Source organism: Kribbella sandramycini (genome assembly GCF_013131805.1).
Taxonomy (GTDB): Bacteria; Actinomycetota; Actinomycetes; order Propionibacteriales; family Kribbellaceae; genus Kribbella; species Kribbella sandramycini.
Genome location: NZ_JABJRC010000003.1, coordinates 13,872 through 26,720 on the forward strand (window position 1 = coordinate 13,872; position 12,849 = coordinate 26,720).

Here is a 12,849-nt window from a genome sequence, read left to right on the forward strand (position 1 = left end):
GGCCCCCAAGATGTTCCGGGGCAACCACGGAAGGGGGGTCGAACAGTTATGCGTGACGATGCGCAGAGTTACGAGTTTTACTGCCTGGCGGATCGGACGTTCTACGACACTCCGACCAACCGTGGCGCCGACCATCCCGACTTCGAGCCGGCCACCCGGCCGGTGCCGGCAGGCTGGCAGCACGCCCCCGGCGAGACCTGGATGCACTACGCGCCGGAGGGGCTGCAGCTGCCGCAGCAGGGCTGGAAGATCCACGTTTCGGCCCGCCTCGCGGATGTCGAGCGAACGCTGGAGACCGTCTGGGCGTACTGCGTCCCGCGCGGGATCGCGTTCAAGTTCCTCCGCAACGAGGCCGTCCTGGTGATGGCCAACTCCAAGGCCGCCCCGCGCGGCTCCAGCGGCAAGCTGGTCACGATCTACCCGGCCGACGAGGCCCAGCTGGAGCTCGTGCTCAAGGAGCTCGACGACCTGCTCGACGACGTCCGCGGGCCGTACATCCTGAGCGACCTGCGCTACGGCGAGGGCGCGCTCTTCGTCCGGTACGGCGCTTTCGTCAGCCGCTTCTGCCTGTCGCCGACCGGTGAGCGGGTGCTCGCGCTGGAGGACGACCACGGCCAGCTCGTCCCGGACCACCGCGGCCCGACGTTCAGCATGCCGCCGTGGGTGGCGCTGCCGACGTTCCTGCAACCGCATCTGGACGCGCGGAACGCCGTCACCACCAACGACCTGGCGTACTCGATCGAGAGCGTCATCCAGTTCTCCAACGGCGGCGGCGTGTACCTCGGCCACCACAACGAGACCGGCGATCGCGTCGTCCTCAAGGAGGGCCGGCCGCATGCCGGGCTGGACATCTCCGGCCGCGACGCCGTGGCCCGGATCGCCCACGAACACGAGATCCTCGAGCGCCTGCAGGGCCTCGACGTGGTCCCGAAGACCTACGAGCATCTCGAGCTCGGCGAGCACCACTTCCTCGTCCAGGAGCACATCGACTCGGTGTCGCTGCAGCGCGAGCTGGTGAGCCGCTATCCGCTCAGCCGTCCCGACGCGACCGAGGCCGACCGGGCCGCGTTCGCCGAATGGGCGACGCAGGCCGTCGAGCAGGTGACGAAGGCGGTCGGCCAGTTGCACGACCGCGGCGTCGTCTTCTGCGACCTGCATCCGGACAACGTCCTCCTGGACGCCGACGGCCGGATGGTGCTGATCGACTTCGAGGTCGCGACGCTCGCGAAGGACAAGGCGCGCTCCACCCTCGCCCATCCCGGGTACGCCGCACCGGCGGACCGCCAAGGGGTCGAGGTCGACCGCTACGCGCTCGCGTGCATCACGCTCGGCGTCTACGCGCCGCAGACGACCATCCTGCTGAACTTCCATCCCGGTAAGGCGTTCCAGCTTGCCGACATGATCACCGAAACCTTCCCGGTGCCGAGGGCAACGATCGACGCGGCGGTTCGCACGGTCGTCGGGCCCGAGGTGACGAGCGATCCGGAGCTGGCCGAGCTGGCCCTGCCCGGCAAGGCCGAGTGGGCCGATGTCCGCGCCGCGCTGACCAAGGCGATCACCGCCTCGGCAACGCCGGAGCGCACCGACCGGCTCTTCCCCGGCGACATCGCGCAGTTCCGCTCCGGCGGTGGTATCAACCTCGCGACCGGCGCCGCCGGCGTCCTGTACGCGCTGGCCAAGACCGATGCGGGCCGCTTTCCGGAGTACGAGGAGTGGCTGCGCAAGCAGAGCCTCGACACCGAGGCCGGCCCCGGCCTGTACGACGGTCTGCACGGCGTCGCCCACGTGCTCGACGAGCTCGGCCACCGGCAGGACGCGCTCGACCTCGTCGACCGCACACTCGCCGACGACTGGAGCACCCGTGAGCTCGGGTTGCACTCCGGTCTGTCCGGCATCGGTCTGAGCCTGCTGCATTTCGACACCGAGCCCGCCCTGCGGGCCCAGGCGGTCCGGGTCCTCGACCTGGTCGCCGAGCGGCTCGGCGATATCGACGACGTCCCGGAGCTCAGCGGCGGGCAGTTCCCGCGGGCCGGGCTGATGTACGGCTCCTCCGGCCCGGCGCTGCTCTTCCTGGAGGCCTTCGAGCGGCTCGGCGACACCGGCCTGCTCGACCTGGCCGAGATCGCCATCCGGCAGGACCTGCGGCGCTGTACGCCGACGCCGGAGGGGATGATCCAGGTCAACCAGGGCTGGCGGACGCTGCCGTACCTCGAAGAGGGCTCGGCCGGTATCGCCCTGGCGCTGCAGCGCTACCTGCGGCACCGGCCGAACGACGAGCTGGCCGCGATCCTCGCGCAGCTCGAGCGGGTCGCCCACTGTTCCTTCTACGTCCAGCCCGGCCTGTTCATGGGGCGCGCCGGTCTGCTCCTCACCGCCGCGGCACTCGGCGCGGAGCAGGCAACGGTCGACGACCTGGTGTACGGCCTCGGCTGGCACGCGATGCCGTACGCCGGCGGTCTCGCGTTTCCCGGTCAGCAGCTGCTCCGGCTGTCGATGGACCTGTCGACCGGATCAGCCGGCGTCCTGCTGGCCCTGGGATCGGCGCTGCACACAGCGCCCGCATCCCTCCCGTTCCTCGGACCTCCCCAGTGGTCCGAGTCTTCATCCCGACTATTCGCACCGAAGGAGGTGTAGACAATGGCACTTCTCGACCTTCAGGGCCTCGAGACCCCGGGTTACGGCGGCGGCCACCACCACGGCGGCTCCACGCTGACCGTGCTTGGCTGCGGTTCGCAGCGCCCGAGCAACCTGAGCCTTCTGCTCTGCCACTGATCGATTCCTGGGTAACCAGGTTCTCGAAGGCCCTGGGTGGGCGGCATACCCACCCAGGGCCGAACCTGTCTCCGGATCGGCACTCTCGACCGAAGGAGATGTGTTGTTCGATTCCGTGCAGTCCTATCCATGCGCCGAGCGGCTACCGCTCGTGGAGCAGGTGCACGGCCACAGCGTCGCGGATCCCTACCGCAGCCTCGAAGACGCCGGGTCCGACGCGACCCGGCAGTGGCTGGCGGCCCAGGACGAGCTCTGGCTGAATCACGCGGCCGGCCTGACCGGCCGGTTCCGCTTCCGCACGCGCGTCAAAGCCCTCTCGAACGTCGGCACCGTCTCCGCCCCGTCGTGGCGGGGCGACCGCTGTTTCACCCTCCGCCGCGAGCCGGGCCGGCAGCACCCGGTCCTGTACGCCGATCAGCGCGCGATCCTCGACCCGATGGCGATCGACCCGTCCGGCCGCACCACCCTGGACGCCTGGCAGCCCTCCCCCGACGGATCCCTGGTCGCCTACCAGCTGTCCCGCAGCGGTTCCGAGGACGCCGTCCTGCAGCTCCTCGACGTCGAGTCCGGTGAGCTGATCGGCGCGCCGATCGACGGCTGCCGCTACTCGCCTGTCGCCTGGCTCCCGGACGGGAAGTCCTTCTACTACGTGCGTTTCCGGCAGGTCCACCGCTACCACCTCGACCTGGCCGCCGACACCACAGTTCTCGCGACCGAGGCGTCGTACGGGCTGGAGATCAGCGCCGACGGCCGCTGGCTCACCATCTCCGCCGCGCGCGGTCCCGCGAACGACCTCTGGCTGCAGGATCTCGCGAGCGGTGAGCCGCCGCGGCCGATCCAGCAGAGTATCGACGCGCTGACGATCATGTCGGTCGGGCCCGACGGCCGCCTGTACATCGTCACCACCAAGGACGCGCCGACCGGCCGCGTCTGCGTCGGCGATCCGAACAACCCGCTCATCTGGCACGACCTCGTCACCCCGGAGTCGCCGCTCACCGGCCTCGCGATCCTAAGCGACGTCCTGCTCGTCGGCACTCTGCAGGGCATCGCCGTCCACGACCTCGGCAGCGGCGAACGCCTCGGCGCGGTCGAGCTGCCGGGCGTCGGCTCGGTGGGCGAGCTGACCACCCGCGCCGACGGCGGATCCCAAGCCTGGTTCAGTTACACGGACAGCGTGACCCCAGCTACCGTGTACTGCTACGACCACACCACCGGCCTGACGTCGCTCTGGTCGCAGCCGCCCGGCGTCGTCGCCGAGGCCGAGTCACACCAGCTCGTCACCACCAGCCCGGACGGCGCCGAGGTCCGACTGCTCGTGATCAGCAGGCCCGGCGAGACCGGCCCGCGGCCCGCGCTGCTCTACGGGTACGGCGGTTTCGGCCAGACCCTCACCCCGACGTACTCCGCGTTCGCGCTGGCCTGGGTCGAAGCGGGCGGCATCTTCGTCACCGCGACCCTGCGCGGCGGCGGCGAGCGGGGCGCGGAGTCCCACCACGCGGGCATCCTCGATCGTAAGCAGCGCGTCTTCGACGACTTCATCGCCGCGGCCGAACACTTGATCGCGACCGGCTGGACGACGTCCGAGCAGCTGTCCTTGTGCGGTGAGTCGAACGGCGGTCTGCTGGTCGCGGCTGCGCTGACCCAGCGGCCCGAGCTGTTCGCGGCCGCGGTCTGCTCGGCTCCGCTGACAGACATGGTTCGCTACGAGCACTCCGGGCTGGGTGAGCGTTGGGTGCCCGAGTTCGGCTCGGTGAGCGACCCGGCGCAGTTCGAGAGCCTGTTGGCCTACTCGCCGTACCACCGCGTCGCTGAAGGCGTGAAGTACCCGGCGGTGCTGCTGACGGCTTTCGGCAACGACACCCGGGTCGACCCGCTGCACGCGCGCAAGTTCTGCGCGGCGCTGCAGCATGCGACCGCCGGGCCGCGCCCCGTCGTCCTCCGGCTCGATCCGGACGCCGGCCATGCGAGCGGCTCTGCCGGTCAAGGGATAAGCCTCGCGGCCGACATGCTGGCCTTCCTGGCTGCCGAGACCGGGCTGACCGCATGACCACCTTCGGCGAGGTCGCCAAACGCGGTCGCGGCTGGCTGCCACTGATCGGGCTCAACGCGCTGATCGGCAGCGCGGTCACGCTGGCGCTGCCGACCGTCCTCGGCCGCTCGGTCGACTCGATCGTCGCGGGCTCCGACTACAGCCGCTGGCTGATCATCGCGGCGACGCTGATCGGGCTCGGCATCGTGGCGAGCATCATCGACGCCTTCGCGGGTGCTGCCTGTGTCGCCGAGACGACGGCCTGGCTGCGGCATCGGCTGGTCCGGCAGGTGGTGCACGGCGGTCCCGAGGGTGCGCGCGGGTTCGAGACCGGCGACCTGGTCACCCGGGTCTCTGCCAACGCGAACGACGCTGCGCAGGCTGGTCCGGCCGCCGTCACCGCGCTCGCCGCGATCGCCCCGCCGGTGGGCAGCCTGGTCTTGCTCGCGCTGATCGACGTCTGGCTCGCGGCCGCGTTCTTCGGCGGCGTCGTCCTGGTCATGCTGGTCCTGCTCGCGTTCGCGAAGCGGACGGCGGATATCAGCCTGGCCTACCAGGAGACGCAGGGCCAGATCGCCTCCCGGCTGGCCGAGTCGCTGACCGGTATCCGCACGATCGCGGCCGCCGGGACGACCGCGCGGGAGGAGCGCCGGATCCTCGGCCTGCTTCCCGAGCTGCACAAACACGGCGTGGTGACCTGGCGCATCCTGGCCCGCTCCGGCGCTCAGGCGGCCGTCGTCGGCCCGCTCGTCCTGGTCGCGGTCCTGGCCGTCGGCGGCGTGCAGCTGGTCGCGGGCAAGATCACCGCTGGTGAGCTGTTCGCCGCTTCGCAGTACGCCGTCCTCGGCGCCGGGCTCGGCACGTTGACCGGTGTGATCGGCGAGATCGCGCGCGCGAAGGCCGGCGTCCAGCGCGCCGCCGAAGTGCTGGCGATCGACGCCGTCCCGCACGGTTCGATGGCGCTCCCGGCCGGGGCCGGGCAGCTCACCTTCGACCATGTCACCGTAGTTGCTGATGGCAACGTGTTGCTCGATGACGTGAGCCTTGACCTGCCCGGCGGGCTGACGGTCGCGGTGGTCGGCCCGAGCGGCGCCGGCAAGTCGGTGCTGGCCGCGGTCGCCGCGCGGCTGCGCGATCCGTCCACGGGCCATGTCTCGCTGGACGGCGTACCGCTGCAGGCTGTCAGCCGGCATGCTTTGCGGCGCGCGGTCGGGTGTGCGTTCGAGCGTCCGCAGCTGGTCGGCCGGACGATCGGCGAGGCCATCGCGCCGGAGGCGGTCAGCCCGGTGCGGACGCTGGCCGCGGCCCGCGCCACCCACGCCCACGACTTCGTCAGCCGGCTGCCCGACGGTTACCTGACCTCGCTGCGCCGGGCGCCGATGTCGGGTGGCGAGCGTCAGCGCCTCGGGCTGGCCCGGGCCTGGCCCGCGCATCGCCTGCTGGTGCTGGACGACGCGACGTCGAGCCTCGACACCGCGACCGAGCGTCAGATCGGCCGCACGCTGACCGAGGATCGGCACCACCGCACCCGGCTGATCGTCACGCACCGCCCGGCCACCGCGGCCCGCGCCGATCTGGTCGTCTGGCTCGACCGCGGCCAGGTCCAGGCGGTTGCCCCGCATGCCGACCTGTGGCACAACACGTCGTACCGGGAGGTCTTCGGGTGAGCTGTCCCGTCTTCCTGCGAACCCGGCGCATCACGCGTCGGGTTCTTGGGGTGTGGGCGGGATGAAGCGCGAGCTGGCGTACGGCGCGCAGTCGTTGCGGAGTCGGGCGACGGTCAAGCTGGCGGCCTGGTCGGTGCCGGAGATCTTGCCGACCGCGATCTACGGCGTCGCGGTCGCGAAGGCGACCGACAGCTTCCTGGCCGGCCAGGTCTGGCAGGGCATCGGCTGGCTCGGCGGGTTGATCGCGGCGGCCGGGCTGGGCGCGGTCGGCGCTCGGCAGGTGTACGGGCGGCTCGGCGATCTGGTCGAGCCCGTGCGGGACGATCTGGTCCGCCGGGTGGTCGGCGGCGCGTTGCGGAGTGGGGACGAGAGCGCGGTCGCGCGGTTGAACCGGCAGGTCGAGATCGTGCGGGACACGTTCGCCGGGCTGGTGATGGTGATCCGGAGCTTCGGCGTCACGCTGTTCGGCGTACTGGCCGGGTTGTTGTCGCTCGCGCCGTTGGTCGCCGCGTTCGTCGTCCCGCCGTTCCTGCTCGGGTTCGCGCTCTCGCTCGCCGTTCTCGGGATGGCGGCCGATCGGGTGCGCGCATCGCTGCAGGCCGATGAGGAGCTGGCCGCTTCGGCGGGGATGGTGTTCGGCGGCGTCCGCGATCTCACCGCGACCGGCGCCGAGGAGTACGCCGAGCGGCTGGTCGGCGAGCCGATCGAGGCGCATGCGTCGGCCGAGCGGGCGCTGGCCAAGGTCGGGGCGCTGCGGACGCTGTGCTTCGCCGTCGGCGGGTGGCTGCCGTTGCTGATTCTGCTCGCGGCCGGTCCGTGGCTGATCGGGCGCGGGGTCAGCACGGGCACGCTGCTCGGCGGGCTGACCTACGTACTGATCGGGCTGCAGCCGGCGCTCGGCACGGTGATGGGCGCGCTGGGCGACAGCGGGCTGCGGTTCGTGATCACGCTCGGCCGGATCCTCGACGTCACCCAGCAGACCGAGCCGGAGCGACCACTCGACACCGCACACGGACACCGGGTCGAGACGCGCGGCCTGACCTTCGCATACGGCCCGAAGGCCGAGCCGGTGCTGGACCACCTCGACCTGAGCATCCCCGAGGGCGACCACCTGGCCGTCGTCGGCCCGAGCGGCATCGGCAAGTCGACCCTGGCCGCGCTGATCTGCGGCATGCTGACGCCAACCAGCGGTCAGCTCTCCCTGGGCGGCGTCGCCCCGACCGAGCTGAGCACCGCGGCCCTCGCCGAGACCCGCGTGCTGATCCCCCAGGAGGCCTACGTCTTCTCCGGAACCGTCCTGGAGAACCTGATCTACCTCCTCCCCGACGCCACCACCACCGAGGTGAGCGCAGCCATCGAGGCGATCGGCGCGGGCGCGCTCATCACCCGCATCGGCGGCCTCGAGGCGACCGTCAAACCCGCCGACCTCTCCGCCGGCGAACGCCAACTCCTCGCCCTCGTCCGCGCCTACCTCTCCCCCGCCCCCCTCGTCGTCCTCGACGAAGCCACCTGCTTCCTGGACGCCGAAGCCGAGCGCCAAGCCGAGGAAGCCTTCGCCCACCGCGGCGGCACCCTCATAGTCATCGCCCACCGCATCACCTCAGCCCTCCGAGCCCGCCGAATCCTCGTCCTCGACGGCACCCAAGCCACCCTCGGCACCCACCCCACCCTCCTCAAAACCTCCCCCCTCTACCAAGACCTCCACGGCAACTGGACCCCCACCCCACCAGCCCCGACGGCTGCACACCCCCAGCCGCCCGCCGGCACCCCGCCGACCGCCCCGCCCGCCGACCACACCCCACCAGCACCTACGGCGACCGAAGACACCTCGACCGCTTCACGCCACCACCTCGCGGCCGGTGGCTAGCCACACCAAGCAAACGACCCGGCCGCCTGCAGCAAACGCGGGGAAAGCTAGTTCCACCGACAGGCTGCGGGAACCGCGTGGGGTTAGATCCAGCCGGCGTCTTGAGATTTGCGGATGGCTTCGATGCGGGAGCGGGAGTTGGTTTTGGTGAGGATGCGGGAGAGGTAGTTGCGGACGGTGCCGGCGCTGAGGCTGAGGGTGCGGGCGATCTCTTGGGCGGTGGCGCCGGTGGTTACCTGGCGGAGGACTTCGCATTCGCGGTCGGTGAGGGGGTTGTCACCGGCTTTCAGGGCGGCGACGGCCAGGCGGACGTCGACCACCGGGAGGCCCTTGGCGACGTCGCGGACGGCCTGGACCAGCTGGTCGGTGGTGGAGTCGGTGGCGATCAGGCCGATCCGGGGGGCTTGTTTGACCAGGGCGAGGCTGGTGGCGGCGATCGCCTCGTGGTCGATCAGGACGAGGACGCCGCGGCCGGTGAGTTTGCGGCAGAGCTCCTCGACGCGGATCCGGCCGGGGAGCTGCGCATCCAGCAGGACGACGTGCGGCCGCCGGCCGGCCACCTGGAGAACCTCCTCCGAGCGGTCCAGCTCGGCCACCAGCTCCAGGTCGTTCTCTCTTGCCAGCACCGCGGCCAGTGCGCCTCGCACCATCGTGCCGCGGTGGCCGAGAGCCACTCGGATCACCGCATGCCCCCATCACATCCGTCGCCTCATCTGCCGGCCAGCCGCCGCCGCGACGGCAGTATCAGCTGCCGGACGGCGGTGCCCGTGCCTCCCTCAACGAGCGAACCCGGCCGAGGGCACGGGGATTACCGATCAACCTGGTTCCGGAACCGGAATCCACGCTCAAAAACCGATCAGTTTCCAGCTCTGAAAACCCCCGGAAACCGTTCTGTTGTTGGGCTTTCGGTACATCAAGGGGCAGAAAAATTCGGGGCAGATTCCGATCTGGCCTTGCGCTCCGGGCGTCGTTCGCACAGGATGACTCACGTCACGCCGTTACCATGGCGTGATCATCCGGATCTCATTTCGTGACCTGGTCCGGGTGCCCCCTCCCCTGCCTGGGGGGCTGGTGTGCTTCACCATGCCCAAGCTCACGAGGAGCGCCTTACCGATGTCCAAAGCCCGACATGCGCGCCCCCGGCGAAGTACTCGCCGGGTGGTTCGGACCCTCTCCGTCGCCGGTCTCGGCGCCGGGATCACCGTCGCCGCGACCGGAGCGGCCTTCGCCGCCGACTACAAGGTCAAAGCCGGTGACACCCTCTCCGAAATCGCTCAGGCCAACGGCGCCGACTGGCACCAGCTGGCCGAGCTGAACAACCTGAAGGACCCCGACCTCATTCTGATCGGTCAGACCCTGAAGCTCGACGGTGTGAAGACGGCCACCGCTCCGAAGCGGGTGACCCCGAAGAAGGTCGAGACGAAGAAGGTCCGCAAGGCCACCACCGAGCGCAAGGCGCGGACCAGCCGCTCCGCGGAGCGCCCGTCGTCGAACAACGGCGGCAGTGTGAGCATGAGCGCCGCCTGGCGCAAGGTCGCCCAGTGCGAGTCCAGCGGTAACCCGCGGGCGGTCAGCCCGAACGGCAAGTACTTCGGCCTGTTCCAGTTCGACAAGCAGACCTGGCGCAGCGTCGGCGGCACCGGCAGCCCGGCGAAGGCCTCGGCCGCCGAGCAGCTGATGCGCGCGAAGAAGCTGTACGCCCAGCGCGGCAACCAGCCGTGGCCGGTCTGCGGCCGCTTCCTCCCCTGATCCACCCCGGCCGGCGCGGCGGTAGACCGTCCTCCTGCCGCGCCGCCGGGCCCCTCAGCCCGCCAGACCCTCAGCCCGAACAGTCCCTCAGCTCCGGGTGATGACGAGCATCTCGTCCGCCCCGACCTGGAACTCGTACGGCACCTTGCGAATCTCCCACGTCACGCCGGCCAGCTCGTCGAGGATCTCCGGCAGGAACGGCACCGGCTCCCCGGCGCCCTGAACCACCAGCGGGAACACGCGAATCTCGGCGCTGCTGACGCGGATCAGTTCCCGCAGCGCGGCCAGATGCCAGGCCCGGTCGAACTTGTCGGCCCAGGTGAACAGCAGATGCGAGCAGAGCACCAGCTCGAACCGGCCGTCCTCGAAGGGCAGCTCCGGCAGGCTGCCCGCGACGTACCGCTCCGGCGTCTCGCCGATGTCCTGCAGAAAGCGGTCGGCGGCCTCGAGCCGCAGCTCGTCGCGCCGCTCCGGCGTGCCGTACCAGCTCCAGACGAATTTGGCCTCGTGGTCGTCGATGATCCCGGTCGTCGCCGGCAGGCTGCGCCGGACCGTGTCGACCAGCTCGGCCATCGACAACTCGTACGCCGGATCGACGGCGACGGCGTCCACACCGCGGGCGGCCGCCTCGGCGGTGAAACTCGAGCCGCCGGCCGAACAGTCCAGCACGGAATCGGGCAACGCGGTCAGGTCGAACATCGCTTCGTACTCGGCGTACGAGCGTGATGTCACCAGCAAGGTCTTACCTTTCGACGGTCGTCCGGATCCGGCGATCCAGGACGGTAGCCCCGGCCGCCAGAGCCAGGAACAGTACCGCGACCAACAGACAGTTCAGCAGCACCTGTCCATAACCGTGCTCGGTCACATTCACGAACGGATACGGATAGAAGCCGACGAACGCGCCGCGGACGAGCGTGAACCCCAGCCACAGCAGCGGAAACACGATCGACCAGCGCACGATCCGCCAGTCCGTCGCGCCGCGCGGCCCGAACGCCAGCCAGCCGAGGACGCCGAGCAGCGGCGCAGCCGTGTGCAACAAGAAGTTCGCGACCCAGGCCCACCCGGCCGGATCGTCGAGCCCCGCGAGCACCGCGTGGTAGACGATCCCGGTGACGGCGATACAGAGCACGCCGTTCAGCCGCAAGGTGCGGAACACCGTGCTCTGCGGTCGATCCGGCCGCAGCGCGAGCAGCAGCGCCGTCAGCCCGAGCAGCAGGTTCGATTGAATCGTGAAGTAGGCAAAGACATTCAGCACCCGCTCGGGATTGTCCGGGAAGAAGCCGCCTGCCCCGTTCGCGGTGACGGCGAGCTGGATCACGATCCCGGCCGCGACCGCGACCGCCGTACCCCAGGACCAGACCCGCCCGATCGTCGTCATGTTCGCAATCTACGACGACCGGGCAGCCCGGGCCGGGAGGTCAGGCGACCGAACGCAACCGCGTTGCCGGATCCTCCTGCTTCGGGTCCTCCTCGTCACCGTCGAACGTGTAGCTGAACGAGACGACCGCGTCGATGATCAGCACGATGGTCCACGACCAGGCCGGGCCGAGAAGCGCGTCGTACCCCTGGCCGGAGAGCAGGCCGAGCGCGAGCATGATGCCGACGCCGACGACGTACGCGAACAGGTGGCGGTACCAGCCGGCGCGCTCGCGGCGCGCCCGCTCCCGGCCGCCCTTGCGCGGTTTCACCGGCCGCGGCGCCCCCGCGAACTTGTACGCCGCCCAGCCGTCGGCCCACTTCAGGGTCTGGTGGCCGAATCCGACGCTGACCCCGATGAAGATCGCGGCCAGTGAGTGTTTGAACGATGGCTCCCCGCCGCGGTGGATGTCGATCACGCTGGCGGTCAGCATGATCACATCGACCAACGGCACCATCAGCAGCAGGACCATGCCGGCCTTCGGCATCCGGAGCAGGTAGCGCGTCGCCATGCCGGCGGCGAGCAGCACCCAGAAGCCGATTTCACACGCGGCGATCACAGCGAGCAGCACGATGTTTCCCTTCCTCGTTTTATTTAGTACGACCGTGTTGTGAACGAACATAACACAGGTGTGCTAAAAAGGACACATGCCCAAGATCGTTGATCACGACGCCCGCCGCGAGGAGATCGCCCAGGCCCTGTGGCGAGTGGTTCGCCGCGACGGCATCCGGGCCGCCTCGGTCCGCACCGTCGCCGCCGAGGCCGGCTGGTCCGCCGGCGCCGTGCGCTACTACTTCCCCGACCAGGACGGCCTGCTCAGCTTCGCCATGCAGCTGGTCTCCCGCCGGGTCGGCCAGCGCATCACCGCGCTCACCGAGCGCGGCGGCGCCAAAGGCAGCGCGACCGCGGTGGCGCTGCGCTATCTGGAGGAGGCACTCCCCCTCGACGAGGAGCGGATGGCCGAGTTCGACATCTGGCTGTCGTTCATGGCCCAGGCACAGGCCGAATCCGGCGTCGGGACCCTGCACGACACGGTCGAGGACGTGCACAACGGCCTGCGCGAGCTGTGCGCGGAGTTGATGCACGCGCTCTACTACGCCGGCTCGGTCCGCGAAGGTCTGGAGCTGAATCGCGAGGTGGAGCGTTTGCATGCATTGATCGACGGCCTCGCACTGCACGCCGCCATCCAGCCCGCACACACCACTCCGGCCCGGGCGCGGCAGCTGCTGAGGTACCACATCGACTCGCTGCTGACCGAAAGTGCCTTACAAACCAGGGATTTCGCAGCTATTGACCGACAAGTTCACCAGAAACCTGACTAAAACTTGGTCTGTGGTGGCACGATCAC

At 70.1% G+C, this 12,849-nt stretch carries 11 protein-coding genes; 7 read left to right on the forward strand and 4 right to left on the reverse strand.

Features of this window, described 5'->3' with window-relative positions; translation table 11 throughout:
• Positions 1–48: 48 nt before the first annotated feature.
• The 5 genes from lanKC to HPO96_RS13545 all read left to right on the forward strand — a co-directional run bounded on the left by lanKC (position 49) and on the right by HPO96_RS13545 (position 8,335).
• A complete protein-coding gene (gene lanKC / locus HPO96_RS13525) occupies positions 49–2,634 on the forward strand; it encodes a class III lanthionine synthetase LanKC (RefSeq protein ID WP_171673790.1) in 2,586 nt (861 codons plus the stop codon).
• A gap of 3 nt (positions 2,635–2,637) precedes the next feature.
• Positions 2,638–2,772 carry a SapB/AmfS family lanthipeptide gene (locus tag HPO96_RS13530; RefSeq protein ID WP_171673791.1) on the forward strand — a complete coding sequence of 45 codons (135 nt, stop codon included), beginning with the start codon at positions 2,638–2,640 and terminating at the stop codon, positions 2,770–2,772.
• Between the two features lie 103 nt (positions 2,773–2,875).
• Positions 2,876–4,819 carry a prolyl oligopeptidase family serine peptidase gene (locus HPO96_RS13535; RefSeq protein ID WP_171673792.1) on the forward strand — a complete coding sequence of 648 codons (1,944 nt, stop codon included), beginning with the start codon at positions 2,876–2,878 and terminating at the stop codon, positions 4,817–4,819.
• Positions 4,816–6,468 (forward strand): ABC transporter ATP-binding protein, encoded by a 1,653-nt coding sequence (locus HPO96_RS13540; protein WP_171673793.1) that lies wholly within the window; start codon positions 4,816–4,818, stop codon positions 6,466–6,468. The genes HPO96_RS13535 and HPO96_RS13540 overlap by 4 nt, the downstream gene beginning before the upstream one ends.
• Before the next feature lie 61 nt (positions 6,469–6,529).
• Complete coding sequence (locus HPO96_RS13545; RefSeq protein WP_171673794.1) at positions 6,530–8,335, forward strand: ATP-binding cassette domain-containing protein; 1,806 nt, start codon at positions 6,530–6,532, stop codon at positions 8,333–8,335.
• 83 nt (positions 8,336–8,418) lie between these two features.
• Here HPO96_RS13545 and HPO96_RS13550 read toward each other — a convergent pair whose 3' ends face one another.
• Complete coding sequence (locus HPO96_RS13550; protein ID WP_337796628.1) at positions 8,419–9,018, reverse strand: response regulator transcription factor; 600 nt, start codon at positions 9,016–9,018, stop codon at positions 8,419–8,421.
• Positions 9,019–9,493: 475 nt separating this feature from the next.
• On the opposite strand from HPO96_RS13550, the gene HPO96_RS13555 reads away from it, so the two are divergent.
• Entirely contained in the window at positions 9,494–10,084 is a 591-nt protein-coding gene (locus HPO96_RS13555) for a transglycosylase family protein (protein WP_337796629.1), read from the forward strand.
• An 87-nt stretch (positions 10,085–10,171) separates the two neighbouring features.
• On the opposite strand, the gene HPO96_RS13560 is transcribed toward HPO96_RS13555, so the two are convergent.
• From HPO96_RS13560 to HPO96_RS13570, 3 genes are read right to left on the reverse strand one after another with little or no spacing between them, the layout of a single operon-like run.
• Entirely contained in the window at positions 10,172–10,816 is a 645-nt protein-coding gene (locus tag HPO96_RS13560; protein WP_337796630.1) for a class I SAM-dependent methyltransferase, read from the reverse strand.
• A 10-nt stretch (positions 10,817–10,826) separates the two neighbouring features.
• Entirely contained in the window at positions 10,827–11,462 is a 636-nt protein-coding gene (locus HPO96_RS13565; protein ID WP_171673797.1) for a Pr6Pr family membrane protein, read from the reverse strand.
• A 40-nt stretch (positions 11,463–11,502) separates the two neighbouring features.
• Positions 11,503–12,072: a 2TM domain-containing protein gene (locus tag HPO96_RS13570; protein ID WP_171673798.1), complete on the reverse strand. Its 570-nt coding sequence runs from the start codon at positions 12,070–12,072 to the stop codon at positions 11,503–11,505.
• A gap of 76 nt (positions 12,073–12,148) precedes the next feature.
• Here HPO96_RS13570 and HPO96_RS13575 point away from each other — a divergent pair, with 76 nt between their 5' ends.
• Positions 12,149–12,823, forward strand: a complete 675-nt coding sequence (locus HPO96_RS13575) for a TetR/AcrR family transcriptional regulator (RefSeq protein ID WP_171673799.1) — start codon at positions 12,149–12,151, stop codon at positions 12,821–12,823.
• The last annotated feature ends 26 nt before the right edge of the window (positions 12,824–12,849 follow it).

Bases quoted from the DNA above. Each gene is read 5' to 3' on its own strand.
- lanKC (WP_171673790.1), top strand. From the start codon at position 49: ATGCGTGACGATGCGCAGAGTTACGAGTTTTACTGCCTGGCGGATCGG.
- HPO96_RS13530 (WP_171673791.1), top strand. From the start codon at position 2,638: ATGGCACTTCTCGACCTTCAGGGCCTCGAGACCCCGGGTTACGGCGGC.
- HPO96_RS13540 (WP_171673793.1), top strand. From the start codon at position 4,816: ATGACCACCTTCGGCGAGGTCGCCAAACGCGGTCGCGGCTGGCTGCCA.
- HPO96_RS13545 (WP_171673794.1), top strand. From the start codon at position 6,530: ATGAAGCGCGAGCTGGCGTACGGCGCGCAGTCGTTGCGGAGTCGGGCG.
- HPO96_RS13565 (WP_171673797.1), bottom strand. From the start codon at position 11,462: ATGACGACGATCGGGCGGGTCTGGTCCTGGGGTACGGCGGTCGCGGTC.
- HPO96_RS13575 (WP_171673799.1), top strand. From the start codon at position 12,149: ATGCCCAAGATCGTTGATCACGACGCCCGCCGCGAGGAGATCGCCCAG.